This is a genomic window from Pseudorhodobacter wandonensis (assembly GCF_001202035.1).
Classification (GTDB): Bacteria; Pseudomonadota; Alphaproteobacteria; order Rhodobacterales; family Rhodobacteraceae; genus Pseudorhodobacter; species Pseudorhodobacter wandonensis.
On sequence record NZ_LGHT01000024.1, the window covers coordinates 1 to 25,019 of the forward strand.

Annotated in this window: 27 protein-coding genes, 1 tRNA gene and 3 pseudogenes; 16 read left to right on the plus strand and 15 right to left on the minus strand. The window is 57.7% G+C overall.

Annotation, left to right across the window (positions count from 1 at the left end; translation table 11 throughout):
• The coding region (locus AKU79_RS03600) for an ATP-binding protein (RefSeq protein ID WP_197087223.1) at nucleotides 1-287 on the plus strand (287 nt) is incomplete at its 5' end.
• Between the two features lie 73 nt (nucleotides 288-360).
• Here AKU79_RS03600 and AKU79_RS03605 read toward each other — a convergent pair.
• A pseudogene (locus AKU79_RS03605) lies at nucleotides 361-594 on the minus strand (transposase); the annotation flags it as partial.
• A 53-nt stretch (nucleotides 595-647) separates the two neighbouring features.
• On the opposite strand from AKU79_RS03605, the pseudogene AKU79_RS03610 reads away from it, so the two are divergent.
• Nucleotides 648-1,121, plus strand: a pseudogene (locus AKU79_RS03610) (integrase core domain-containing protein); the annotation flags it as partial.
• A 217-nt stretch (nucleotides 1,122-1,338) separates the two neighbouring features.
• On the opposite strand, the gene AKU79_RS03615 reads toward AKU79_RS03610, so the two are convergent.
• The 3 genes and pseudogenes from AKU79_RS03615 to AKU79_RS03620 form a co-directional block, all read right to left on the minus strand.
• Nucleotides 1,339-2,331 carry a tyrosine-type recombinase/integrase gene (locus AKU79_RS03615; RefSeq protein WP_050522224.1) on the minus strand — a complete coding sequence of 331 codons (993 nt, stop codon included), beginning with the start codon at nucleotides 2,329-2,331 and terminating at the stop codon, nucleotides 1,339-1,341.
• Nucleotides 2,320-2,400, minus strand: a pseudogene (locus AKU79_RS19905) (hypothetical protein); the annotation flags it as partial. The pseudogene AKU79_RS19905 and the gene AKU79_RS03615, both read right to left, overlap by 12 nt.
• 315 nt (nucleotides 2,401-2,715) lie before the next feature.
• A tRNA-Ile gene (locus tag AKU79_RS03620) sits at nucleotides 2,716-2,792 on the minus strand.
• A gap of 137 nt (nucleotides 2,793-2,929) precedes the next feature.
• On the opposite strand from AKU79_RS03620, the gene AKU79_RS03625 reads away from it, so the two are divergent.
• A complete protein-coding gene (locus AKU79_RS03625) occupies nucleotides 2,930-3,907 on the plus strand; it encodes a FliM/FliN family flagellar motor switch protein (protein WP_050522225.1) in 978 nt (325 codons plus the stop codon).
• A gap of 199 nt (nucleotides 3,908-4,106) precedes the next feature.
• Here the strand turns inward: AKU79_RS03625 and acuI are convergent, their stop codons facing one another.
• The 4 genes from acuI to AKU79_RS03645 are packed head-to-tail and all read right to left on the minus strand — an operon-like array spanning nucleotide 4,107 to nucleotide 7,640.
• On the minus strand, nucleotides 4,107-5,096 hold the full coding sequence (gene acuI / locus AKU79_RS03630; RefSeq protein WP_050522226.1) for an acryloyl-CoA reductase: 990 nt from the start codon (nucleotides 5,094-5,096) through the stop codon (nucleotides 4,107-4,109).
• 12 nt (nucleotides 5,097-5,108) lie between these two features.
• Nucleotides 5,109-6,209 (minus strand): dimethylsulfoniopropionate demethylase, encoded by a 1,101-nt coding sequence (locus AKU79_RS03635; RefSeq protein WP_050522227.1) that lies wholly within the window; start codon nucleotides 6,207-6,209, stop codon nucleotides 5,109-5,111.
• Nucleotide 6,210: 1 nt separating this feature from the next.
• Nucleotides 6,211-6,834 carry a DUF1326 domain-containing protein gene (locus tag AKU79_RS03640; RefSeq protein ID WP_050522228.1) on the minus strand — a complete coding sequence of 208 codons (624 nt, stop codon included), beginning with the start codon at nucleotides 6,832-6,834 and terminating at the stop codon, nucleotides 6,211-6,213.
• An 11-nt stretch (nucleotides 6,835-6,845) separates the two neighbouring features.
• Nucleotides 6,846-7,640, minus strand: a complete 795-nt coding sequence (locus AKU79_RS03645; RefSeq protein WP_082223913.1) for a DUF2182 domain-containing protein — start codon at nucleotides 7,638-7,640, stop codon at nucleotides 6,846-6,848.
• A gap of 149 nt (nucleotides 7,641-7,789) precedes the next feature.
• On the opposite strand from AKU79_RS03645, the gene AKU79_RS03650 reads away from it, so the two are divergent.
• On the plus strand, nucleotides 7,790-8,530 hold the full coding sequence (locus AKU79_RS03650) for a FadR/GntR family transcriptional regulator (protein WP_050522229.1): 741 nt from the start codon (nucleotides 7,790-7,792) through the stop codon (nucleotides 8,528-8,530).
• A 22-nt stretch (nucleotides 8,531-8,552) separates the two neighbouring features.
• Here AKU79_RS03650 and AKU79_RS03655 read toward each other — a convergent pair whose 3' ends face one another.
• Nucleotides 8,553-9,149 (minus strand): lytic transglycosylase domain-containing protein, encoded by a 597-nt coding sequence (locus AKU79_RS03655; RefSeq protein WP_050522230.1) that lies wholly within the window; start codon nucleotides 9,147-9,149, stop codon nucleotides 8,553-8,555.
• A gap of 260 nt (nucleotides 9,150-9,409) precedes the next feature.
• Here AKU79_RS03655 and ssb point away from each other — a divergent pair, with 260 nt between their 5' ends.
• From ssb to AKU79_RS03680, 5 genes are all read left to right on the plus strand, one after another.
• Entirely contained in the window at nucleotides 9,410-9,922 is a 513-nt protein-coding gene (ssb, locus tag AKU79_RS03660; RefSeq protein ID WP_050522293.1) for a single-stranded DNA-binding protein, read from the plus strand.
• Nucleotides 9,923-10,049: 127 nt separating this feature from the next.
• A complete protein-coding gene (locus AKU79_RS03665; RefSeq protein WP_050522294.1) occupies nucleotides 10,050-10,412 on the plus strand; it encodes an SUF system Fe-S cluster assembly protein in 363 nt (120 codons plus the stop codon).
• 121 nt (nucleotides 10,413-10,533) lie between these two features.
• Entirely contained in the window at nucleotides 10,534-10,884 is a 351-nt protein-coding gene (locus tag AKU79_RS03670) for a HesB/IscA family protein (RefSeq protein ID WP_050522231.1), read from the plus strand.
• Nucleotides 10,885-11,025: 141 nt separating this feature from the next.
• Nucleotides 11,026-11,775 carry a triose-phosphate isomerase gene (gene tpiA / locus AKU79_RS03675; RefSeq protein ID WP_082223914.1) on the plus strand — a complete coding sequence of 250 codons (750 nt, stop codon included), beginning with the start codon at nucleotides 11,026-11,028 and terminating at the stop codon, nucleotides 11,773-11,775.
• Complete coding sequence (locus tag AKU79_RS03680; RefSeq protein ID WP_050522233.1) at nucleotides 11,775-12,950, plus strand: cytochrome P450; 1,176 nt, start codon at nucleotides 11,775-11,777, stop codon at nucleotides 12,948-12,950. The genes tpiA and AKU79_RS03680 overlap by 1 nt, the downstream gene beginning before the upstream one ends.
• Before the next feature lie 75 nt (nucleotides 12,951-13,025).
• Here the strand turns inward: AKU79_RS03680 and AKU79_RS03685 are convergent, their stop codons facing one another.
• A complete protein-coding gene (locus AKU79_RS03685; protein ID WP_050522234.1) occupies nucleotides 13,026-13,487 on the minus strand; it encodes an Lrp/AsnC family transcriptional regulator in 462 nt (153 codons plus the stop codon).
• A 239-nt stretch (nucleotides 13,488-13,726) separates the two neighbouring features.
• Between AKU79_RS03685 and AKU79_RS03690 the strand changes: the two genes are divergently transcribed.
• The 5 genes from AKU79_RS03690 (at nucleotide 13,727) to AKU79_RS03710 (ending at nucleotide 17,750) form a co-directional block, all read left to right on the plus strand.
• Nucleotides 13,727-14,032, plus strand: a complete 306-nt coding sequence (locus AKU79_RS03690; RefSeq protein WP_050522235.1) for a DUF2849 domain-containing protein — start codon at nucleotides 13,727-13,729, stop codon at nucleotides 14,030-14,032.
• A complete protein-coding gene (locus AKU79_RS03695; RefSeq protein ID WP_050522236.1) occupies nucleotides 14,025-15,695 on the plus strand; it encodes a nitrite/sulfite reductase in 1,671 nt (556 codons plus the stop codon). Before AKU79_RS03690 ends, AKU79_RS03695 begins: the two co-directional genes overlap by 8 nt.
• On the plus strand, nucleotides 15,685-16,434 hold the full coding sequence (locus AKU79_RS03700; protein ID WP_050522237.1) for a phosphoadenylyl-sulfate reductase: 750 nt from the start codon (nucleotides 15,685-15,687) through the stop codon (nucleotides 16,432-16,434). Before AKU79_RS03695 ends, AKU79_RS03700 begins: the two co-directional genes overlap by 11 nt.
• Nucleotides 16,431-16,841 carry a DUF934 domain-containing protein gene (locus AKU79_RS03705; RefSeq protein ID WP_050522238.1) on the plus strand — a complete coding sequence of 137 codons (411 nt, stop codon included), beginning with the start codon at nucleotides 16,431-16,433 and terminating at the stop codon, nucleotides 16,839-16,841. The genes AKU79_RS03700 and AKU79_RS03705 overlap by 4 nt, the downstream gene beginning before the upstream one ends.
• 66 nt (nucleotides 16,842-16,907) lie before the next feature.
• Nucleotides 16,908-17,750 (plus strand): ferredoxin--NADP reductase, encoded by an 843-nt coding sequence (locus AKU79_RS03710; protein ID WP_050522239.1) that lies wholly within the window; start codon nucleotides 16,908-16,910, stop codon nucleotides 17,748-17,750.
• Nucleotides 17,751-17,897: 147 nt separating this feature from the next.
• Here the strand turns inward: AKU79_RS03710 and AKU79_RS03715 are convergent, their stop codons facing one another.
• Nucleotides 17,898-18,470: a hypothetical protein gene (locus tag AKU79_RS03715; RefSeq protein ID WP_231580093.1), complete on the minus strand. Its 573-nt coding sequence runs from the start codon at nucleotides 18,468-18,470 to the stop codon at nucleotides 17,898-17,900.
• A gap of 252 nt (nucleotides 18,471-18,722) precedes the next feature.
• Here AKU79_RS03715 and infC point away from each other — a divergent pair, with 252 nt between their 5' ends.
• A complete protein-coding gene (gene infC / locus AKU79_RS03720) occupies nucleotides 18,723-19,217 on the plus strand; it encodes a translation initiation factor IF-3 (RefSeq protein ID WP_231580094.1) in 495 nt (164 codons plus the stop codon).
• A gap of 58 nt (nucleotides 19,218-19,275) precedes the next feature.
• On the opposite strand, the gene AKU79_RS03725 is transcribed toward infC, so the two are convergent.
• Both AKU79_RS03725 and AKU79_RS03730 read right to left on the minus strand, forming a co-directional pair.
• Nucleotides 19,276-20,253 (minus strand): XdhC family protein, encoded by a 978-nt coding sequence (locus AKU79_RS03725; RefSeq protein WP_050522241.1) that lies wholly within the window; start codon nucleotides 20,251-20,253, stop codon nucleotides 19,276-19,278.
• Nucleotides 20,250-21,188 (minus strand): LysR substrate-binding domain-containing protein, encoded by a 939-nt coding sequence (locus AKU79_RS03730; RefSeq protein WP_231580095.1) that lies wholly within the window; start codon nucleotides 21,186-21,188, stop codon nucleotides 20,250-20,252. The genes AKU79_RS03725 and AKU79_RS03730 overlap by 4 nt, the downstream gene beginning before the upstream one ends.
• A gap of 78 nt (nucleotides 21,189-21,266) precedes the next feature.
• On the opposite strand from AKU79_RS03730, the gene AKU79_RS03735 reads away from it, so the two are divergent.
• Nucleotides 21,267-22,484 (plus strand): acyl-CoA dehydrogenase, encoded by a 1,218-nt coding sequence (locus tag AKU79_RS03735; protein ID WP_050522242.1) that lies wholly within the window; start codon nucleotides 21,267-21,269, stop codon nucleotides 22,482-22,484.
• A 96-nt stretch (nucleotides 22,485-22,580) separates the two neighbouring features.
• Here AKU79_RS03735 and AKU79_RS03740 read toward each other — a convergent pair whose 3' ends face one another.
• The gene (locus AKU79_RS03740) at nucleotides 22,581-24,053 is read right to left on the minus strand and encodes an alpha/beta hydrolase (protein ID WP_050522243.1); all 1,473 of its coding nucleotides are present in this window, start codon (nucleotides 24,051-24,053) and stop codon (nucleotides 22,581-22,583) included.
• Nucleotides 24,034-24,891, minus strand: coding sequence for a hypothetical protein (locus tag AKU79_RS03745; RefSeq protein ID WP_050522244.1), 858 nt, complete (start codon nucleotides 24,889-24,891; stop codon nucleotides 24,034-24,036). Before AKU79_RS03745 ends, AKU79_RS03740 begins: the two co-directional genes overlap by 20 nt.
• Nucleotides 24,892-25,019 lie beyond the last annotated feature (128 nt).

The following is a 25,019-nucleotide window of genomic DNA, read 5'->3' on the forward strand; positions in this document are numbered from 1 at the left end:
TCCTGGATGAGCTGGGATATCTGCCGTTCAGCGCCTCCGGCGGCGCGTTGCTCTTCCATCTTCTGAGCAAGCTGTATGAACGCACCAGCGTCATCATCACCACCAACCTGAGCTTCAGTGAATGGGCCAGCGTCTTTGGCGATGCCAAAATGACCACAGCACTGCTCGATCGTCTCACACATCGCTGCCACATCCTCGAGACCGGCAATGACAGCTACCGCTTCAAGGCCAGCTCCGAAACAGCGAAGAAAAAGCGAAAGGAGGCAACAGCATTGACGCCATCATAACCAGCAGATCATAACGGCTGGGTGGGTCAGATCTCGATGAAAATGCCGGGTCAGTTCTCAATGACAATCAACACACTTCCCTCTCCTCGCGAAGCAGCCGGACTTCCTTGCGAAGGCGTTCGTTCTCTTTCTCGACGTCTTCGTGAGGACCCGACATCAGGTCATCATGCTGATGCTTTTGGACCCACTTGTTCAGCGTCGAAAGCCCAACCCCCAAATCAGAGGCCGCTTGTGGTCGTGTCAGTCCACTGGTCGTCGCGATGCGCACGGCATCACGGCGAAACTCGTCTATGTATCTCGTTGCCATTCTCAATCTCCTTCATAGCAAACATTGCTCGAAAGAGACCGGAACTAAACCGCGACAAGACCGGCCGCGAAAACCTATGTTTAGTTCCTGACACCAGCATCTCGGGAGCCCGGGTTGCACGCGAACTGGACGCATTGGTCCGGATTTACGGAAAACCCGCCAGCATAGTCCGTGACGATGGAACTGAATTCACCAGCAAGGCCATCCTGAAATGGGCAAACGACAACAAGGTCGAATGGCATTACATTGACCCCGGTAAGCCGCAGGAGAATGGTTACGTCGAGTCATTCAACGGCAGCTTGCGGGATGAATGTCTCAACGAGGAAATCTTCGATAGCCTAGCCGACGCCCGCCGAAGGCTGGCGCTATGGCAATACGACTACAACAAAGTCAGGCCGCATTCATCGCTGGGAAACAAACCCCCCGCAGAAGCGCGCCGGGCGCTTGAGCTATTTGATGGCATCGCGCCCGGCGCGCTTGCCGAACCCGAAACCGACGATTATCAAACCCGAGGACTCTCATTATGAACGAGGGACGACCGGGGGGCAGGTCACTGGTTTAGTTATCAGTAGATGCGATGTGTGAATACTCCAACAAAGGTCATCGGGTTGTGCCCCGGTGACTTTTTCTAAATTTCGCACAACGCGGAAAATGGAATGAGGTCACAGCCGCAACATAGCGACGACCAATATTCCGGTCAAGTTTTTGAAATTAAACCAGTAATTTCACATTGATTGTGAAACTCTAGGACAGCAAATCGGTTAAGTCTGTATCTGACTTTTTCTTCACTGGCTGGCTTTTTGACTTCTTCTTTTCGTGCCTATCCAAAAGGTCAGAATACCACATCATCATCTTCCGCCGCTCATCAAGATAGAGCGCCGCGTTAAATGCGCTTCGAACCTCATTAGCAGGGAAATGGGCAAGCTGTCTTTCGATTGCGTCCGCGCGCCACAAGCCCGACTCATTCAGTATAGTCAACGCAGTGCTGCGAAACTCGTGAACCGATGCGCGGCTATGATAGCCCAACCGATACAAGCCATAAATCAGCGTGTTCTCGGAGGTGGGTTTGTGACCCGATTGACCGGGCAGAATGAAAGGGGAAGTACCAGCCAAGTCTTTCAATCCATCAAACATGGCCCGGACCTGCGGCGACAAGGGAACGATGTGTTCCTTTCGTATTTTCATTTTACTCGCTTCGATGCGCCAAGTGTCGCCGTCGATTTCTGCCCATGTTGCCAACCGGAGTTCGGAAGTTCTCACGAAGGTATGCGCGATGATCTTTAAGCCCAGCGCAGTAGCACGATCACCGCTATTGTTGGCCATGGCAGCAAAGAAGTCATGCAGTTGATCTTCTTTCAATGCCTCGCGGTGCTGTTGTCGGGGCGCAGACTTCATAGCGACAGCAATTGGGGCGGCGGGGTCTTGCAGCGCCCAGCCATTTGCCACGGCATAGCGGAACACCAGACTAATCGTTTGACGGACGCGCTTTGCCATTTCCAAGCCGTTGCGATCCTCAATCACACGCAACAGCGCTAAGATTTCGACGGAGGTGATGGTCGACACATCCTTGCCGCCGATCTTGGGAAACACATCCGCATCGAGGCGCGACCATATGCGGGCGGCATAGCCTGATACCCATTGCGCTTCTCTGGCGTTGAACCAAGCACGGGCCGCATCCTTGAAGGTTTTTTCAGGCGTTGCCGCTGCCCCTTCCTTCAATGCCGGGTCATCCCCCATGGCTAGCTTGTCTTTCAACTCGGCTGCTCGCATTCGCGCCGATGCAAGAGATACATCGGGGTAAGAGCCGAAGGAAGCTGTTCGCTACTTACCGCCGAACCAATAGTTCATACGTCATAGCTTTGAACCGATTGGCGAAATTTGCAGGAACAACCCGCGCGCGTCCGATAGCTTCTTCACCTTCTCGGCGGGTTTGGCTGCGCGGCATTGGGCATCTGTCAAAGGCATAGCGACGACTCATTTTGTTGGTATCGCAGTGATGACACCAACAAATTATACCAACAAAAGGTGAAACGTATGGAGACGTATGAAACACCAAAAAGGAGATAACCCACTGTTTTTAAGTGTATTACCTTCAATCTGATACGTATGGAGACGAAATTTTGGTAGGCCCGGAGGGACTCGAACCCCCAACCAAGGCGTTATGAGCGCCCTGCTCTAACCAGTTGAGCTACAGGCCCAGAACAGCGGACTCTTGACCACTTGTCTATGGCAGTTTGCTAGCTGGATCAGTTCGGGTGGTCAAGAACAGTTTGCCGCTGTTAACGCATTGGTAGTCTTTTTCTGGCAATCAAAAAGAACGGTGAAGGGGATAGTGTTGGAACATATCGGCATAAAACTTAAAATTGACCACGCGCGCAAAACCACTGCACGCAGCGACGTGCAGGGTGCCGCAAAAGCGTGGAAGCTGGCACTTGCTCGATCAGCGCGCGATGCAATCGGGCTGGAAATGACGATCCCCGAGCTGCGCCAGACAAGATCTTCACTTGCCGAATTGCTGGAACTGCCACCGGAACGCGCCTTGATTGCTATGCTTGAGGGCCCAAAGGAAGGGCTTGGCCTTTTGGTGATCTCGCCCGAAATTCTGGCCGGTATCGTTGAAATACAAATGGTCGGGCGCGTCAACGCAACCGCGGCAATTGCACGACGGCCTACCCGAACCGATGCCGCAATGGTTTCCGCGATGATCGACAAAGCGTTGAAATCGTTGCAGCTCGGCCTCGCACAATCGAATGATCTAACGTGGACCAGCGGCTTTAGCTATGCATCATTTCTTGAAGACGCGCGCCCGCTTGGGCTTTTGCTCGAAGATACAGCTTATCAGGTTTTGTTTGCCGAAGTGTCCCTGGCCGATGGCGCGAGAAACGGCCAGATCTTGCTCGCGTTGCCTGCCGATGGGCGTGGTGCCCCGCCAAAACTGGTCGAGCCGCCGCCAAGTCGCGCAGCCGAAATGGTGTTTGGCGCCGCTTTGGGCGAGCAAATCATGGGCTCACAAGCCGAGATCATCGCCGTCCTTTCTCGGGTAAACCTGCCATTGGATAGGCTTTTGGACTTGAAGGTTGGTGAGCAAGTTTCGTTAAACGAGGCCGCGCTCGACCAAATCTGCCTTGAAGGACGCGATGGCCTGCGCATCGCCAACGGAAAACTCGGGCAAAACGCAGGCATGCGCGCGATCCGCATCATCGAGCACGGCGCAAAAACCTCTACCTCGCTTGCGCCCGGTATGCACGCCCCAAGCCAGCCCGCGCAAATAAAGGCCCCAGCACCACAGGCTGAAATCAAGAAAGCGGGTTAGCCCCATTGCTACGCAGCAGTATGCTGAATCGTGGCGCGTGGGAGGCTTTTGTTCATGCGCCAATCCCGCGCAGCCTTTGGTACTGCAGGCCAATGTAAGCCCGCCACAGTAGCAATCCACCGCAGAGGCGCCAATGCAGCGGGACTAACAGCACAGGATTGGCAGAAATCACCTCGAAACGCTGTCTCGCATGTAAATATCAGCCGTTCACATCGACCACGACACGCCCTTTAACATGACCTTGCAAAATATCTGCGCCCAGTTTTGGCAAGTCGGCCAAAACTGCTGGGGTGATCATGGCTTCCAGCTTGGCCATTGGAAGATCTTTGGCAATCCGGTCCCAAGCGCGGGTGCGGTCTGCATAGGGTCGCATCACGCTATCAATTCCCAACAGATTCACGCCACGCAGCAGAAACGGGATCACGGTCGCGGGCAGGCTTGCCCCCCCAGCAAGGCCAACGGCAGCAACGGACGCGCCGTATTTCATCTGCCCCAAAAGCCGCGCCAGCATTGCCCCACCAACCGCATCGACGCAGCCCGCCCAAACTTCGCCTTCCAGCGGGCGCTTGACCGTTTCGGCCAGTTCTTCGCGGGCGACAATCCGCGTCGCGCCAAGCGAGGTCAAATAGTCTGCCGTTTCGGGTCGGCCTGTAACAGCGGCGACCTCATAGCCCAAATGCGCCAGTATCGCCGTAGCAACCGAACCCACGCCCCCCGCAGCACCTGTCACCAGAACCGGGCCTTGGCCGGGTTTCAGCCCGTGATCTTCCAACGCCATCACCGCCAGCATTGCGGTGAATCCCGCCGTACCAACGGCCATTGCCTGCCGCGTGGTCAGCCCGACGGGCAGCGGCACCAGCCAATCGGCCCGCACCCGCGCTTTCTGCGTATAGCCGCCCCAATGCGCCTCGCCCACGCGCCAACCGGTTAGCACAACCTTGTCGCCTGCCTTGTATCGCGGATCAGACGACGCCTCGACCGTACCGGCAAAGTCGATTCCGGGAATATGCGGATAATTGCGCACAAGGCCGCCACCTGGACCGATGCACAGCCCGTCTTTGTAGTTTACGGTCGAGTATTCGACAGCAACAGTCACCTCGGCTTCGGGCAAACGATCCAAACCGATCTGCTGAACCGAGGCCGATGTTTTGCCCTCGGCATCTTTTTCGACGATCAAAGCGTTGAACATGTTCACTCTCCGTTAAATCCAGAATTTATTTTGCACAGTCGCATGGCGCATACCCGCTGGTGTTTTCACCTCCAGCTTTGTGCCCGCATCCCAATGCGTCATCCGCACCATGCCGATCGCAACATTGGCGCCAAAATCGGGGCTGGCAGCTGCCGAGGTCACCTGCCCCACCCGTTTCCCGCCTGCCATCAGCGGCCAGACCCGATCGCAGGGGGGAATTTCGCCCTCAATAGCGATGGGTCGAATTTGCTGGATCGGGCCCTCTTTGGCCACCCGCAGCAGCGCATCACGGCCAATGCAGCCGATTGCGGTATGCGTGTTGCAAAACTTGCCCAAACCGCATTCATGCGGGGTGTTATCGCGGGTCATATCATTGCCATAAGAAAGCAACCCGCCCTCAATCCGCTCGATCAGATTGGGGCAACCGGCGCGCACTTGCAAATCCTCGCCCGCCGCAAAAAGTGCATCCCACAGCGGCATACCGATATCACCGCCTTCAACATAGATCTCATACCCGCCCTGCTTGGAATAGCCCGAGCGCGCAATGGCAAGGCTGCGGCCCTGAAAATCAAACCAACCAAAGCGAAAGAATTTTACTGCCAGAACCGCACCGCCAAACACCCGCGCCATCAGTGCATCGGCCTTTGGCCCCTGAATTGCCAGCGGCGACACGTCGGGTTCATCGACCAGCACATCCAAGCGATACCCCAACGCAACCGCTTTGACCCAGAGCAACAGATCGCTGTCAGCAATCGAAATCCAATAGCGGTCTTCAGCCAGTTTCACGGCCACGGGGTCGTTCAGCATGCCGCCGGTTTCATCAACCATCGGCACGTAATAGCATTGTCCCGCCAACATACCGCGCAAATCGCGCGGGGTTAGCATCTGCATCAAACGGCCTGCGTCAGGCCCGCGCAGCTCTACCTGTCGTTCGCAGGCGACATCCCAAACCTGCACATGCTCTTTCAGATGCTTGTAATCTGACGTGATGCTGTCAAACACCGTAGGCAGCAGCATGCGGTTGTAGACAGTATAACCCTTTACTCCCGCAGCCTCGACTCCGGCGGAAAAGGGCGTACGGCGCACGCGGCGCGAAGGGGCAATCGTGGCCATTTTAGCGGGGACCTTTCCAATCAATCTGGCAAATCTCGGCCGAGCGGCCATCAAAATCCCACACGCGGCCAAAGGCACGCACGCGGCCCTTGTCGGCCGACGCAATGGTAATATCGGGGCCCATCCAGTATTCGGTATTTGTAACAACCACTTCGCTATCGGGGTCTTTGCCCGAAATCGGCGTCACAGCACCGTTGATCTTTTTGCCCACGACCAGATGCCGCGTCTTGCCTTCGGTTTCATAGCTGACGGGCGAGCGTTCGGCGCCCAGAAACTCGGAAACCATGATGCTAAACAGCCCTGTGGTGCCCCGCGCCTTGCCCGAGAAAATATTGACCAAGCCATCAAAGGCCTTGTCGCTTGCGCGCTCGTCAATATAGGCCGCCGCCTTCCAATTGCCGCGCCCCATATTTCCGGGGATATCCATAATCAGTCCGATGTTCAGGCCCGACAGGCTTTCGCCGTCATAATGCCCTTCATCGATGCGCACGCCTACCCATGCCTGACAATAGCCTTCGGTTGGCGGGTGTTTGCCAAGGCTGACCACGCAGGGGCAAAACACAGTGCAATTGCAGTTAAGGATCAACTCTCCTTTGATGCTCCATTCAGGCAATACGTCGGCCATCGGCTTTCCTTTCAAGGGGTTAGTAGTGTTTGCAGGGCGGTGAACACGCCTGCGGCGATCAAGACAAACCCGACAGGACGGGTCAGCCACCGCCCGATGTCGGGCAGTTTTTCCAGTGTCATGAACAGGGTCGCAGCCCCCATCCACAACAAATTCATCGTGCCTCCGATAAAGCCAAGCGCCATCTGCGCCCAGCAGCACCCAAGGCAAAGCGCGCCCAGTTCCAGCCCCATCCGCAGCGCGCGGGGCGTTCCTGGCGCCCAGCGCTCCATAAAAAACGAAAGGGGCATGCGGCATTTCGCAAGGCAGGCCTCTTTGACGCCGCTGAACTGGTAGGCCCCTGCCCCCAAAAGCAGCGCCGCCGTCAACCATCCCGAAAGGCTGGCGCCGTTCAGCCCGACAAGCCCCGCCTGTGAAAGCCCGTATTGCGCCCCTGCGCCAACAAACGCTGCCGTAAGCCAAATCACGACATAGCCCAAAATCAGCGCCACAGCCCCCAGCGCATTCGTGGCGCCGGTTTGCGACAAATCCAGAAAACAGCGCAACGCCGGTACAAAAGTCGGCAGCATCATCGCCAAAGCCATCAGCGCCCACATGCCGACCAAGGGGCCAAATTGCGCTTGCCCTGCCGCAATGCACAGACTGGCCCAGAAATCGGCCGGCATATCTGCGGCCGGGTTTTGCCGTGCCATGGCAAACACAGCCAGCCATGCCATCAGAACAACCGCGTAAAACCCGATCCATGCCAGCGCCGCCCGGTTCCAATCCGGCAATATCCGCTTTGGGTTTTGGGCTTCAAAGGCCATTCGACGTTCTCTTGTTGCAAAGACTCACCTGCAAACCACTAGACGTAGCCGCCGCTTGGCCATAGGTTTCTCATAACGCGATCAATTGTCAAACATTTAATTGTCTGACAATTAAAAAATTACGAAAGCTCTCTAAGTATATTGGCCACATGACCCAAACCTACATTCTTTCCTCCGATGGCGAACTGCCCCTGCGCATTGCCTCATCCCTGCGCGATGCCATTGTTGAAGGCCGCCTTTTGGTCGATCAACGCCTGCCGTCCGAACAGGAACTGGCTGAACAATTCGGTGTTTCGCGGCCCACGGTACGTGAGGCCCTGAAACGGCTGGCCGCGCAAAACCTGATCCGCACACAGCGCGGGGCAACGGGAGGTGCCTTTGTGAATCGCCTCTCGTTTGAGGAGGCCTACAGCCAACAGATCACAACCTCGACGCTGCTGCTGTCGATGAACGAAATTGATTTTGAAACGGCTTGCGAGGCGCGATATGCGCTCGAGCGCGCCTGCGTGCCGCTTGCAGCCCAACGCCGCAGCGCCGACCATCTGGCCACCATGCGCGCCGAAATTCACCGTCAATCGCAGCCCGGACTTAGCGATGAAAGCTTTTGCGCATCCGATGTAGCCTTTCATCGCGCCCTGGTTGATGGCGCGTGCAATCCTGTGCTGTCCTACCAGTTGGCTGGCGCGGTCGAGGCGATGCAGCCTTTGATGAACATGATCACCTTTTCGGCCCGTTCGCGCGAAAAGATTATTGCCTTTCACGCAGCGATTGCCGACGCAATCGAACAACGCAACAGCGGTACCGCAGAGGAAACGCTTGGGGCACTGGCAAGCTATACCATTGACCTTGCAGCGAATGTCCGCGCGCGCCGCAAAGACAAAAAGGCCTGACTGCAGGGCGCGAAAGCGTTGCCTAGCCGCCCAATATAACCAGAACATAGTTCTGGGTTTCTTCAAATGGCGGGATGCCCGAGTGTTTTTCAACCGCACCCGGCCCCGCATTATAGGCCGCAAGCGCCAGACGCCAGCTGCCAAAACGATCATACATCATGCGCAAATACCGCGCGCCGCCGTCGAGGTTTTCATTGGGGTCATGAATATTCACCCCCAGCTTTTCCGCTGTTCCCGGCATCAGCTGCGCAAGCCCCTTGGCACCGGCATGTGATTCTGCCGAAGGGTCCCAACCCGACTCTTGTTCGACCAGACGCAAGAACAGGTCTTCCGGCACTGCATGTTTGCGCGCCGCCGCTTTGGCAACATTCAGATATTGCCCTTTGTACTTGCCGCTAAACCGCGGAATTGCCCCGTCTTTGGCCACAGCAACCGGGTTGGGCTGCAGCCGGACCGAGGCCGAGTATTGCTTGGCAAGTCGATTGTCCAGCAGGCGCGTCTGCGATTTGAACACCGCTTTGCGCGATCCATTGCCGCCAGAAAAAACCAGTCCTTCTGCTATGGCCGGGCCCGCAGATACTGCGCCCACCATCCCGATCAAAAAAATTGTCCGAAGCATCCGCTCGTCCCGATTTAACCCAGCAATTGCCGGACTATACGGAATTGCCGCATAAATACCAGCCCTTCGACAGGTGCAAACGCCCGATTGGCCAGTCGGAATGCCTGCTTTCGCGCTGTTTTCCCCTGGCACATGGTGGCCATCGTGTTGCGGCGCGGGGGCAGCGGCGGTATAGGGATTGTTAACCGGTTTCAGCAAAGCTGCCGAAACAGGCCAGAGAATCAGGCATCAAAAGCGATGCAACAACCATGGGGGGCCGGATGGCTGGATCGGTAAACAAAGTTATCATCGTCGGAAACCTGGGCCGCGACCCCGAAGTTCGGACATTTGGCAACGGCGGCAAAGTCGTCAACCTGAACATCGCCACCTCGGAATCATGGCGCGACAAAGCCAGTGGCGAACGCAAAGAGCGCACTGAATGGCACCGCGTCTCTATTCTGAACGAGGCCTTGGGCAAGATCGCCGAGCAATACCTGCGCAAAGGGTCAACCGTTTATATCGAAGGCCAGCTGGAAACGCGCAAATGGCAAGATCAATCCGGCGCCGAGAAATATACGACCGAGATCGTTTTGCGCCCCTTCCGCGGCGAATTGACGCTGCTAGGTGGGCGAAATGAGGGCGGTTCGGGCGGCGGCTATGAAGACCGTGGCGGCTATGATGGCGGAGCATCTGGCGGCTCTGGCAGCTCAGGCGGTTATGGCCGCAGCGGTGGCGGCGCCTCTTCGGGTGGCGGCGGCGGCCGGTCAGATATGGATGACGAAATCCCGTTCTGAAGGCTATAAAAGACACGCCTTTTCGTGCCCCTGCCTAAACGGCTGGGGCATTTTCATTTTCCGCAACCTCTGGACCTTTGCCCCATAATTCCCTATATATTCAGTCAGAATAATCTGTGAGGCCATGATGAACCAGCAGCAGGACCAGATCGAAGGCACCCCTTTGATAAAGCCATCCACCACCGAACACCCGCTTTATGAGCAGGTCGTCGAAGCATGCCGCACGGTCTTCGACCCCGAAATCCCGGTCAATATTCATGACCTTGGCCTGATTTACACCATTGAAATTTCTGATGAAAATGATGTCGAGATTTTGATGTCCCTGACAGCGCCCGGCTGCCCCGTCGCAGGCGAGATGCCCGGCTGGGTTGCAGATGCGATTGAGCCCTTGGCCGGTGTGAAATCAGTCAATGTCGGCATGACGTTTGAGCCACCTTGGGGCATGGAAATGATGTCAGACGAAGCGCGCCTCGAACTCGGCTTCATGTAAGCTGGCCTTGGGGTCCACGTGCCCGAGGCCCACTTGCCCGTCTCCTACTTGCCCGACTCCTACTTGATGGTTGCAGCCTGAAATCCTATATTGAAAATAGAGACATAAAGGACGCCCAAAAATGTTCGGTATACCCGGAAAAGCCGCCGTTACGCTAACCCCTGCCGCCGCCAAGCAAATTGCGCGGTTGATGGAAAAGCAGTCTTCAACCGGCCTGCGGATCGGCGTGAAAAAGGGCGGATGCGCGGGCATGGAATATACCATGGACTATGTGTCCGAAGTAAATCCGATGGACGAAACCGTAGAGCAAGACGGCGCGCGGGTGATGATTGCCCCGATGGCTCAGATGTTTCTGATCGGTACCGAGATTGATTATGAGACCACATTGCTGGAGGCCGGATTCAAATTTCGCAACCCCAATGTTGCCGAAGCATGCGGTTGCGGCGAGTCGATAAAATTCAAAGACGCGTGACGCGACCCTGAAATTGGATTTTCAGATGAAAATCCAGCCTCCGGCGGAGGTATTTGAACCAAGATGAAATGCTTGGTTTTGCCCATTTGCAAAGCGAAAAAAATCCCTTAGCTCTTATGCCAGCATTTTGGAGGGATAAGCATGCGTAAACTGGCCGCCGGTAATTGGAAAATGAATGGAATGTCTGTGGATCTGGCAGAGATTGCCAAGTTAATCGATGCCCATCCCGCGCCAGACTGCGACATGCTGATCTGCCCTCCGACGACCTTGCTGTCACGTATGGCCGAGCGTGCAGCAGGCTCGGCGCTGCAAATCGGCGGGCAAGATTGCCATGCGGCTGGCAATGGTGCGCATACCGGCGACATATCGCCTGCCATGCTGAAAGACGCGGGCGCCTCGCATGTTATTTTGGGCCACTCCGAACGCCGCGCTGATCACGGCGAAACCGATGCTTCGGTTCAGGCCAAGGCAGCTGCCGCGCAAGCCATTGGTTTGGTTGCTATCGTGTGCGTTGGCGAAACCGAGGCCCAGCGCGATGCAGGCACAACCTTGGCTGTGATCGGCAGCCAGCTTGCAGGTTCTTTGCCAGCAACCCTTGCCACCGTCCCCGACGCTTTGGTTGTGGCGTATGAGCCGGTCTGGGCCATCGGCACCGGAAGGACGCCAACGCTGGATGAAATCGCCGAGGTTCACAGCTTTATCCGCGACACTCTGGTCAAACGCTATGGCGCGGCCGCGCAGGAAATGCGGTTGCTCTACGGCGGTTCGGTCAAGGCCTCTAACGCGGCTGCGATTTTTGCCTTGCCGCATGTGAACGGCGCGCTTGTCGGCGGCGCCAGCCTGAAATGCGCCGATTTTGCGCCAATCGTCACAGCCTTGGCCGCATCCTGATGCAAAGCCTGTCGCAATCGCCCAATGACCCCGCATTCGTTCAAAACCCTTATGCGTTTTACAATCGGGCGCGTGCGGCAGGCCCGTTTTTTCACTGGCAAGACTATGGCAAAACCTGCGCCACCGCTTATGCCGCAGTAAACGCCATCCTGCGTGATCGACGTTTTGGCCGTGAAATTCCCGCCGACCAGCGCCCAGAAATCGCGCCGCACACAGCGCCCTTTTATGCCGTCGAGGCGCATTCCATGCTGGAATTAGAGCCCCCGCGCCACACCCGCCTGCGCGGATTGGTTATGCGGGCGTTTACCTCGCGCCGCATCAATGCGCTCGCACCCGAAATTGCGCAATTGTCGCATGACCTGATTGACGCCTTCCCGAACGAGCCCTTTGACCTGCTGCAAAACTTTGGCCAACGCCTGCCCGTCACCATCATCGCCCGCCTTTTGGGCGTGCCTGAGGAAATGGGGGCTGACCTGCTGCGCTGGTCAAACGCCATGGTAAAAATGTACATTCCCGGCCGCAGCCGCGCGATCGAGGATGCCGCCGCACAGGCCAGTCAGGATTTCTGCGATTTCTTGCGCGCCTATGTCGAAACCCGCCGTGCCCATCCGGCAGATGATCTGATCACCCACCTGATCGCGGCTGAAGAGGCCGGGGAAAAGCTGTCAACGGATGAGCTGATAACCACCTGCATCCTGCTCTTGAACGCGGGGCATGAGGCGACGGTTCATGCAATCGGCAATGGCATGAAAACCCTGCTAGAAACCCAAACCCCGATCAACGCCGCCCCGATTGACGCGATAGTCGAAGAAATCATCCGCTTCGACCCGCCGCTCCATATGTTTACCCGCTACGCCTATCAGGACGTAGAGGTCATGGGCCATATTATCCCCAAAGGGTCCGAGGTTGCTCTGCTTCTGGCCGCAGCCAACCATGACCCCTCGGCCTTTGACGCCCCCCAGCAGTTCAACCCCGCCCGCCCCACCAAGGCCAACCTAAGTTTTGGGGCAGGCCTGCATTTTTGCATCGGCGCCCCATTGGCACGGCTGGAATTACAGGTCGCCCTGCCCATCCTGTTCGAACGTCTGCCAAAACTACGCCTCGCCGCTCCGCCTCAATACGCCGACCTTTACCATTTCCACGGCCTCACACGTCTGATGGTCAGCCCCACCTAAGCCTTTCATCTTGGCCCAAATACCTTCCGGGGGTCTGGGGGCAGAATGCCCCCAGCCGGGTCACCAATACCTCCGTCAAACCGGCAAAACCGTCGTCGATTTAATCTCTTCCATCGACAGCAATGCCGTCACGTTGAAAATCCGCACCTCGGAAATCAACGCCTGATAAAACGTGTCATAGGCCCGTGCATTCTTGACCCGCACTTTCAAAATATAGTCGATATCCCCCGCCAACCGATGCGCCTCCAGCACTTCCGGCCGTTCGTTCAAGGTGCGCAGAAATTTGGCCTGCCAATCCGCTTCATGCTCGGACGTGCGGATCAATACAAAGAAACACGCCTCCAACCCCAAAGCCTCGGCATCGAGCAAAACCGTCTGCCGCGTGATCACGCCGTCTTCCTTCATCCGCTTGATGCGATTCCACACTGGCGTCTTGGAAGACCCTGTTTTGCGTGCGATTTCATCCAAACTCTGCGCTGCATCCGCTTGCAGCTCTGCAAGGATTTTCCGGTCTATCTCATCCAATCGGGCCGCCATTCCACTTTCCTCTGCTTTTTCGGAACACATGTTCCCATCGCCCCGATTATCAGAACATACTTCCTTATTGGCAAGGGTATATGGGCAATTATGGGGATAATGTTCTATATTACAGCCAAACCCGAGAAAGGATCAGCCATGCTAGGCCACCCGCAAAACCACTCTTTGTGCCAAACGATGCGCCTTTCCGGCCAGCGTGCCGCCCGCTCGCCCCATTTCTCTTTGCAGGAGTTCACAGCATGAGCCGCGCCTTCACCCCCAAAGTCATCACAGCCAATGACCTGTTGGCCGGCGATGTAATCTACCTGACAGCTGATGACCAATGGTCGCGCCACCACGCCCAGGCCGAGCTGATCGAAGATGAGGCCCACAGCCAGCTTCGTCTGCTGGACGCACAGCGCAACAAATTCGCTGTAGGTGCCTATCTTGCCGATGCCAAGCGCGGCGCACAGGGCCCCGAACCGGTGCATTTCCGCGAAGCCTTCCGCACCCGTGGCCCTTCCAACTATGCCCATGGCAAACAGACAGAGCGTAACCATGTATAATTACACCGATTTCGACGAAACCTTCGTCCGCGCCCGCACCGCCCAATTCGCCGCTCAGGTTGATCGCCGCATCTCTGGGGCGCTGACCGAGGACGAGTTTCGGCCCCTGCGCCTGATGAACGGCGTCTATCTGCAACTGCACGCCTATATGCTGCGCGTCGCCATTCCTTATGGCACGATCAACCCGCATCAAATGCGCCAGCTTGCGCATATCGCCGATACCTATGACAAAGGTTACGGCCATTTCACCACGCGCCAGAACATCCAGTTCAACTGGCCAAAGCTGACCGACATTCCGAAAATCCTGTCCGATCTGGCAGATGTCGGCATGCATGCCATTCAGACCAGCGGCAACACCATCCGCAACGTGACCGCCGACCATTTCGCCGGTGCTGCCGCGGATGAGATCGAAGACCCCCGCCCCGTGGCCGAGCTCTTGCGCCAATGGTCCACCGATCATCCTGAATTTCAGTTCCTGCCACGCAAGTTCAAAATCGCAATCACCGGCTCTTCCACCGACCGCGCCGTGACCCGCGCGCATGACATCGGTCTGCGCATGGTGCGCAATGACGCGGGCGAACCGGGGTTTGAGGTAATCGTTGGCGGCGGCCTTGGCCGCACACCGATTGTCGGCACAATTGTCCGCGATTTCCTGCCCAAGGCTGACCTGCTGCCCTATGTCGAGGCGGTTCTGTCCGTCTATAACATGCTGGGCCGCCGCGATAACAAGTACAAAGCCCGCATCAAGATCACCCTGCATGAAACCGGCAAAGAAGAGCTGTCGCGCCTGATCGAAGAACGCTTTGACGAGTTGCGCCTGCAATTTGGCGGCAACGACCAGGCCTTGCTGGCCGAAATCACTGCCGCCTTCAGCACGCCGACCCTTCGGCAGGCTGACACCGGTGCCTATCACGCGTTCTACAAGGCTGACCCGGTTTTCCGGTCATGGGCCGATACCAACCTTTCGGCGCATAAGAATGCCGATTACCGCATCGTCACCATCAGCCTTAAAAAGCACGGTGAAACCCCCGGCGATGCCACGTCCGAGCAAATGCGCCTGATCGCCGATCTGGCCGAACGTTACGGCCATTCCGAAATTCGGATCAGCCATGAACAAAACGTCATTCTGCCGCATGTCCATCTGTCCGACCTGCCGACGCTGCATGCCGCCCTGCGCGGCTCGGGGTTGGAAACCGCCAATGTCGGGCTGATCTCGGATATCATCGCCTGCCCCGGTATGGATTATTGCGCGCTGGCAACCGCACGCTCTATTCCTGTGGCGCAAGAAATTGCCAACCGCTTTGACGAATTGAAGCTAGAGCATGACATCGGCCCCCTGAAAATCAAAATCTCGGGCTGCATCAACGCTTGCGGGCATCACCATGTTGGCCATATCGGGATTTTGGGGTTGGACCGCGCAGGCGTCGAAAACTACCAGATCACGCTGGGCGGTGACGGCACGGAAACCGCTGTCATCGGCGAACGCGCAGGCCCCGGTTTTGCCTATGACGAAATCGTTCCCGCGATTGAGCGTATCGTTGCGGCCTATCTGGAACACCGCGTTGACGCCTCGGAAACCTTCCTGCAGGCATACCGCCGCCTTGGTCTTGCACCATTCAAAGCAGCGCTTTACCCCGATGAGGGCAAACGCAATGCCGCTTGATGGTCGCTTTGCCCCGATGGCGGAACGGATTGCGGGGCTGAATGCCCGCTACCGCCATCACGGGGCAACGGCAGTGCTGGAACATGCGCTGCGCGACCGCGAGGTTGGCCGCGTAGCACTGGTGTCCAGCTTTGGCGCAGAATCGGTGGTGTTGCTGCATTTGCTATCGGTCATTTCGCCGCATACGCCGGTGTTGTTCATCGACACGCAGATGCTGTTTGCCGAAACCTTGGCCTATCAGCAAACCCTGGCCGAGAAACTGTATCTTACGGATATCCGTCGCCTCCAACCTGCTCCCGCTCGTTTGGCGATGGATGACCCCGATGGCACGCTGCACCAATTCAACACCGATGCTTGCTGCGGGCTGCGCAAGACCGAGGTTCTGGAAGGCGCGCTGTCGGGGTTCGATGCCTGGATCACGGGCCGCAAGCGCTATCAATCCGGCACCCGCGCCGAGGTCGAGTTTTTTGAGGCCGATGGCGATGCGCGCCTGAAAATCAACCCGCTGGCCCATTGGACCCGCGACGATCTGCAAGACTACATCATCAACAACCGCCTGCCGCGCCACCCGCTTGTGGCCCAAGGCTATCCCAGCATCGGCTGCGCCCCTTGCACCAGCCCCGTAAAACCGGGCGAAGACCCTCGCGCAGGGCGTTGGCGCGGCACGGAAAAAACCGAATGCGGCATCCATTTTATCAATGGCAAAATGGTCCGGAAATCACAGGAGGGCGCCACATGAGCGTTATCGTCACCGACACTGGCTTTTCCAACGAAAACCCGATCCCCGCCTTTACCTCAATCGCGCAACTGCCCTTTCACGAAGGCGCGATTGACCTTGCCAACACGGATAATCCCTCAGCGCTTACACCCTATCTGGATGATCTGCGCCTGATCCGCATCGATTTTCCCAGCTTTGCCGATGGCCGCGGGTTTACGCTGGCCCGGCGTCTGCGGATGATGGGGTTCAAGGGCCGCCTGCGCGCACGTGGCCATGTGCTGGCCGATCAATACGCGATGGCGCGGCGCGTTGGCTTTGACGAGGTGGAAATCAGCGATGACCTCGCCGCCCGCCAACCCGAGGCCGATTGGCTGGCCCGCGCCGATTGGCAGGCCCATGACCATCAGACGCGTTTGCGCGCCGGTTGAACGCTTCCCTCTGACATAGATCAAAGCTACAAAAAGGATACCGGTTTACAGCCGGAACAAAGAAACATGACCGAAAGCCTGACCGTGACCGCACCCGCCACAAAACCTGCCCCCAAACCCGCCAAGCCGCATCTGCCGGATGCCCAAATGGTAACAACCGTCAAACATTGGACGGACCGGCTGTTTTCGTTCCGCGTGACCCGCCCGCAAAGCCTGCGGTTCCGCTCGGGCGAGTTTGTGATGATCGGCTTGATGGGCGACAACGGCAAACCCTTGCTGCGGGCCTATTCCATCGCCTCGCCCAATTGGGATGAAGAGCTGGAGTTTTATTCGATCAAAGTGCCGGATGGCCCGCTGACCAGCAAGTTGCAGCATATCAATGTCGGCGACGAGATTATCCTGCGCCCCAAGCCGGTGGGCACTTTGGTGCATGACGCCCTATTGCCGGGCAAACGCGTGTGGTTTCTGGCCACAGGCACAGGAATCGCACCCTTTGCCAGCCTGATGCGCGACCCTGAAACCTATGAAAAATATGATCAGGTGATCATGATGCACACCTGCCGCACAGCAGATGAGCTGGAATATGGCCGCCAATTGGTCGAAGACCTGCAAAATGACGAGCTGATCGGCGAAATGGTTGAAGGCAAGCTGCGCTATTACCCGACTACGACCCGTGAAGAAACGGCACATATGGGCCGGATCACTGACAACCTGTCCTCGGGCAAAGTGTTTGAAGATTTAGGCCTGCCACGCATGAACCCAGAGGAAGACCGTGCGATGGTATGTGGCTCGCTTGATTTCAACATCGATGTAAAGGCGGTCTTGGAAAGCTTTGGCCTGCGCGAAGGCGCCAATTCCGAGCCGAAAGAGTATGTGGTTGAAAAAGCCTTTGTCGGCGATGGTATCTGACGCGTAGATGCCGGGCGGGGGCGTTGCCCCCCTGCGCCTTACGGCGCATTCCCCCCAGGATATTTTTGCCGAAAAGAAAGCAATGCCAGAATGTAGAAAAGCCGCGCAACGCAATGCGCGGCTTTTGCTATTTTTAGCCGGTTTGGATCAGAGACCCAGCGCAGACTTCACTTGATCCAGCACACCCTGCAACAGCAACGGGTTGCTGGCAGCAGATTCAACGGCCGATTTCAAAGTGGTCTTGGTTGAAGCGTCCAAGGAAGAGCCATCAATCAGCGCGGTCACCTTTGCTGCATCGAAGCTTGTCGCATCCAGCAGTTTGGATGGGTCCATGGCATCAGCTGCGCCCGTCACAGCCTCGGTCGCGGCCGTTGCTGCATTGGTCGCGGAGGCAGCGGCAGCGTCGGCCGCGGCTTTTGCTTCGGCTTCGACTTTGGCTGCGGCTTCGGCAGCAACTGCGGCGGCCTCGTCAGCTGCCTTTTGGGCGGCTTCTTCTGCGGCTTTCAACTCTTCGGCAGCTTTGGCCGCGGCCTCTTCGGCTGCTTTGGCGGCAGCTTCTTCGGCTGCTTTGGCTTCGCTTGCGGCTTTGGCCGCAGCATCTGCTGCTGCAACAGCTGCCTCTTGCGCCGCTTTTTGTGCGGGCACATAGCTGAATTGATAATAGCCAAGGCCAGCTGCAACGATCACCGCGGCGCCCAGAATTACATTCTTGTTCATCATTTAGTCTCCCAATGCCCGTCTACCTGACGGCTGCGGCCGTAACTGACAGAAATTCGCGGATTTGAAAAGACTCTGCCGCCCTGCAGCACTCTTTCCTGCGGGTTTTGACCGAAAGGTGTTGAACAACCCGTGCCAGAAGTCTATTTTGCCTCGCGTAGGGCACTGCCCTGCAATGATATCAATTAAAGAAGGAAGTAAACCATAGCCCGCAGACCCCACAACGCCCCGCCGCAACGCGATACGGGCCCCCGTGTGAATGACCGCATCCGCAGCCCCGAAATCCGCCTGATTGGTGCGGACGGTGAAAACGTGGGCGTTGTTACGCCTGCCCGCGCGATGGCCATGGCCGAAGAGGCCGGTCTCGACTTGGTCGAAATCTCGCCTAACGCGGAGCCACCGGTCTGCAAGATCATGGACTTCGGTAAATTCAAGTATGAGCAGCAAAAACGTGAGGCCGAGGCCCGCAAAAAGCAGCACATCATTGAAATCAAGGAAATCAAGTTCCGCCCCGGCACGGATAAGCATGACTATGACGTCAAGATGCGGTCGGTGCTGAAGTTCCTGGGCGAAGGTGACAAGGTCAAGGTGACCTTGCGGTTTCGTGGCCGCGAAATGGCGCACCAGCAGCTTGGTTTGGAATTACTGAACCGCGTGGCCGATGATGTGATCGCGGAAGAGGCCGGCAAGTTGGAAAGCTTTCCAAAGCTGGAAGGCCGCCAAATGGTTATGATGATCGGGCCAAAATAAGCGCCCTATCACTGCCGTTCAAAAGGGGTCGCATCGCGGCCCCTTTTTCATTGCCCCCTTACATCCGCAACCGCTGCGTAACCTGCGCCATGATCGACACCGCAATTTCGGCAGGCGATTTTGCCCCGATTGCCAGCCCGACAGGCGCATGAATGCGGGCAATCTGGTCGGCACTTACACCCGCGGCCTGTAAACGCTCTAGCCGTTTGGCATGGGTGCGTTTTGAACCGAGGCTACCGATATAAAAAGCCTTCGACGCCAAAGCGGACATCAGCGCCGGATCGTCCAGCTTGTTGTCATGGGTCAGCGTGACCACTGCGCAGCGCGCATCAAGCGCCAGCGCCGCCAGTGCGTCATCCGGCCAATCCTCGACGATACTTTCACCGGGAAAGCGCGCCGCCGAACCAAAGGCGCCGCGCGGGTCGATCAGCACCGGGTCATAGCCGCAGGCCCGCGCCATCGGCACCAGCGCCTGCGCAATATGCACCGCACCGACAATAACCATCCGCAAAGGCGGGTTGTGGATGCCGACAAACCAGTCGCCTTCCAGCCCCGATTGGTCACTGCGCATCCGCGTGGCAATTTCCGTCGCCAGCGCATCGCCCGGGCCGCCCGTCAAACGGTGGGCATGGGTTTCAAGATGCGTTAGCAGGGCCACAGGCCGCTTGGCCGCCCGCGCCGCCACCAGATCGGCCAACAGCGCAGGCGGCAGCGCCCCGGCTGTATCACCCACCGGTTCCACCCTTACCCGAATGGTTCCACCGCAGGCCAGCCCCACGGCAAAAGCATCCTCATCCGCCACGCCAAAACTCAGCAGCTTTGGTGTGCCACTTTCCAAACAGGCCAGCGCCGCATCAACCACCGCCCCTTCGACGCAGCCGCCCGAAACCGACCCCATCATCGCGCCATCGCCCGCAATGACCAACTGGCTGCCCACGGGCCTTGGCGCCGACCCCCAGGTTTCGATCACCGTCGTCAGCACCGCCCTGCGACCAGACTGATGCCAAGCCAATGCTATTTCAGGAATATCATTCATATGCCTTCCCCTTCATCCGCTAGAATCCAATCACGAAATCGTCGAAATGCCGCAATCTCTAGGCTGCGTTCGGGGTATGTTAGCACATAAGGCGTGTCCGTTGTCATCACTCGTGCCGAAGCCAACCTTAACCCGCCTGCCGCAATATCCGGCGCGGCAAACACCTCTGGCACCAAGGCAAGGCCCAAGCCTGCACGTGCCGCTGCCAACACCATGCCAAACTGTTCAAACCGTGCGCCGCGCAAAATAGTAATCGGGTCCAACCCCGCATTTAAAAACCAATCCAGCCACAGGTTGGGCCGCGTTGCCTGCTGCAATAGCGGCAGTTTGGCCAAGGCGTCATCCTCCAGCATTCCCGCATCGGGCAGCAGGTCAGGGGCGGCCACCACCACCAGCCGCTCGACTGCCAATACATCCAGCCGCGCACCCCGCAATGGTGCCCCGTTCAGTGGCGGTTGCGCGCGAATAATCGCCATATCGCGCGGGTCACGCTCAAAATCCAAAGGGGCCAAAGTGGCCGTCATGTCAACCGTCACCTCTGGCGCCAACCGTGCAAACCCGGCCAGCCGCGGGATCAGCCAAAGCGCTGAAAACGTAGGAAAAGCCGCCAGCCGCAACACATCTCGGTGCCCGCCGAATGACATCACGGTCAGCGCCGCCCGGTCCAGATCGGCCAGCAATCGCTCGGCCTCGGGCAACAACGCGCGGCCCGCATCCGACAGCACAAGCCGTTGGCGGATACGGTGAAACAGCGCCACCCCTAACCGCGCCTCAAGCGATGTCAGCGCCCTGCTGATCGCGCTCTGCGTCAGGCCCAGCGCCGCCCCTGCCCGCGTGGCCGTGCCTGTACGGGCCGCTTGAACAAAGGCCTGTAGTTCGGGCAAACTGGGGGTATAGGCGTGGCGCATGATCGCCAGTTTATGCGCATTGCTCATAAACTTGCAAAGCTTATTCATTTGAAAAATCGCATCTGAAACGCTATTCCTTGCACAACGCATAAATGGAGACGCCCGATGGACAAGCCAACGCTAAAAGCCAAAGATGCCCCCGATCTGGGCCGTTTCGACTGGCAAGACCCCTTTCGCCTCGATGACCAGCTGACCGAAGAAGAACGGATGCTGCGTGATGGCGCCCGCGCCTATGCGCAGGAAAAGCTGCAACCACGCATCACGCAGGCTTACCGCGATGAGGCAACCGACCCTGCAATTTTCCGCGAAATGGGTGAAATGGGCCTGCTGGGCGTCACCATCCCCGAGGAATACGGCGGCATCGGCGCATCTTATGTGGCCTACGGCCTGATCGCGCGCGAGGTAGAGCGCGTGGATTCCGGCTATCGCTCGATGATGTCGGTGCAATCTTCCTTGGTGATGTACCCGATTTATGCCTATGGCTCCGAGGCACAGCGCCAGAAATACCTGCCGAAACTGTCCTCGGGCGAATATATCGGCTGCTTTGGCCTGACCGAGCCTGACGCCGGTTCAGACCCTGCCGGCATGAAAACCACCGCCAAGAAAACCGCGAATGGCTATGTGCTGAATGGCGCGAAAATGTGGATCTCTAACGCGCCGATTGCCGATGTGTTTGTGGTCTGGGCGAAATCCGAAGCACATGGCGGCAAAATCCGTGGCTTTATTCTGGACAAAGGCACCAAAGGCCTGACCGCCCCGAAAATCGCGGGCAAGCTGTCCCTTCGCGCGTCGATCACCGGTGAAATCGTGATGAAGGATGTCGAGGTCGGCGAGGATGCCCTTCTGCCGCATGTCGAAGGTTTGAAAGGCCCGTTCGGCTGCCTTAACCGCGCGCGCTATGGCATTTCCTGGGGCGTTTTGGGCGCGGCCGAGTTTTGCATGCACGCCGCTCGCCAATACGGGCTGGACCGCAAGCAATTCAACAAACCGCTGGCCCAGACCCAGATTTTCCAGTTGAAACTCGCGAACATGATGACCGATATCGCCTTGGGCATGCAGGCCAGCCTGCAAGTCGGCCGCTTGATGGACAATGCAAATGCCGCGCCCGAGATGATCTCGATCGTCAAGCGCAACAACTGCGGCAAGGCGCTGGAAATTGCCCGCCACAGCCGCGACATGCATGGCGGCAATGGCATTCAGGAAGATTACCAGATCATGCGCCACATGGTGAACCTTGAAACCGTGAACACCTATGAAGGCACGCATGATGTGCACGCCCTGATCTTGGGCCGTGCGATCACTGGCCTTCAGGCGTTCTTTTAATTCAAAGCACTATCGCCGCGCCCATCGGGGCGCGGCCCGGCCCAACCTTGAGGCGCTTTTGCCTTGGCAAAAGCAACGAATGGCGGGAGTGGCCCCTTACAGCCGCTCCATCGCCTTGCGAATATGCCGGTTGTCGCCGCGGGTCAGCACCCAGCGCCCCATCCGCCGCGCCAGCTCGGGATGGCCCTTGTCTATCGCCCGTTTGAACAACTCTTTCTGATAGCGCCCGAAAGTTTTGCGCTTGCGCAGCATTTGGTAAAACTCTGCCTCGGTCAGCGTGCCATTCAGGGCCGTCAGCACAATCGGCGATAAAATCCCCATCTGCTGCAAACTCGACCCAAGCCGATGCCCCAGCAGCGGCGCGCGCAGTTTCACCACGTTTTCGGCTGAAAACCGGTCAACATGACCCCGATCCAGTGGTTCATAGGGGTCATAAACCAATGTGACGCGCCCGGCCTTGCCGGAAACCTGTGCCGCATCGCCATATTTGCCCGAAAAATCACGACCCCACGCGGTTTTATAGCGCGTTTCAAACGGCACCAGTGCCTTGTCCAGCGTCGATTGCGGCGAAATTGCCACCACGTCGGCCCCGGGGCAAGCCGCAGCAAAGGCGCAAGCGCCATAGCCGCCCATCGACGCACCATAAAACACTACCCGTTTGAACCGCTTGAAAAACCCTTGTTCTTTCAGCGCATCAAACTGGTCATACACCCAAGGGTCACGAAACCACGTCCAACCCGCGGCTGTAACGCCCAGCATCGACCAGCCCTGCTTTTCGATAAAAGCAAACCCCCAAGGCCGCTTGTCTTCGCGTTTTTCCATAGCGATATCAAGGTTGTCAAAGGTCACAACCAGCGTGTCCGCGCGTTTGACAAACAGCATCGCATGCTCATCCCCCTCGCGGTAAAAGCCATCTTTGCCCGCCAATTCGGTGGCAATTTCGGCCCAATCTTGCGTCGGGGTCTCTGCCACATCCGTTGCGGCCAGTTTGGCAGGTTCAGCCGCGCCTACCCGCAGCACAACCCGGTGCACCTGCTCGTCCGCCTCATCCCGCGTGCCGATTTGCGTGGTTTCGCCATACGGTTTATAAAACGGATAGGCCCCTGATTTCTTGCGGATATCCGACAACAAGGCCCCATCCGGCACAAGGCAAGCCCGCAGCACTGGCGCAAGCCCCTTGATGCGCTGCACATCGCCAAACCCGCACAGGTTTGCAATCAACTGCGATGGTCCAAGATCTTGTTTCTGCGTGACAACCCGAATAAAGGCAGGTGATATACCTGCCTGCTCCAGCATCGATATATAAGGCGCAACCCACTCTGCCGCCTGCCCCGAAAAACCACCGTTTTTGTCAACAGACACAAGGTCGATCATTGCCCCCCAGCGCCGATGCACCGCAATCGCCAGATGGGTCGCCGTACCCGACACTTCGGAAAACCGCTTAATCGGCGGCAGCTTCAGCTCTTCCAACAGCTTTTCGGCCGAGGCCAGCGAATAGCCCGCAGCGTCGGTTTCGGGAACATCACCGATCATCATTTTGCCCGCCCCCTCACCCATCATCTGCTTCATCCACCGGCATATGCCGTCGCAAGGGTGCCGCCGCCGGGTCAATGCCGTGCTTTTTCAACAGCCGCCCGATCAGGCTGTTTGGCCGCGGTATGCCCTCGGATTCTGCCGCCAAAATCCGCGCGCGCATCCGGCGGCCATAGAAATGGATCGACAGCGTATCCTCGGTCAGGCAGGTGTTTTCATCCCAAGACGGCCGCAGCATCAGGTTACGGTTCTTATAGGGCACGGGGTAAAGCGCCACCTGCGGCAGCGCAAACCGCACCTCGCCCGTGGCTTTCAGAAAATGCGTAATCGCATGCGGCCCCCACACGCCCCACGGCATTTCTGACGCGTGAACCGGATTGCCTGCCGCCAATGCCGCCGCACATTCATCGCGGTACTTGGCATCATACCACAGCGGCAGGGCAAATTCGTCGGCGGTAAATTCCAGCAATCCGGCCAGCGTGTCGCTATCACGCGGCAGGCCCAAAACACCGCCATTCAACCCATGCGCAGATTCCCACGCATAAAAATGCCCGTTCGGCGTGGTAAAGGGTTTTACGCAATAGGCATCGGTATCGGCCCAGATAATCCGGTCGCCCTTGGCCAGCATGTGATAGCGAAACAGATCTGAATGCAGCGCCGGGCTGCCCGTGCGTTCGTGCCGCAAAAACCCTGTCAGCGGCAAAACCTCGGCAGCATCGGCCAGCTCTACCCCCTCGGGCGGGTTGGTCACCCCATCATAGGTGTAAAGCTTGACATGCTGCCCCGCATCCAGAAACGATTTCAGGCAAAGCTGTTCCAGATAGCTCAGCGTGCCGCCAATCCAAAGCGCTCCGATTTGGTATTCCGTGCTCATTACACTCCTTTGGCCTGGCCGCCATATCTGCCCCGCAACTTGGCAAGGCTTTGGCTCTTTGCCAATCACTATCGATGTTTAGCTGCCGAAAACCTTGGAGGTTGTGACATGATTGTGCTAAAGCCCCA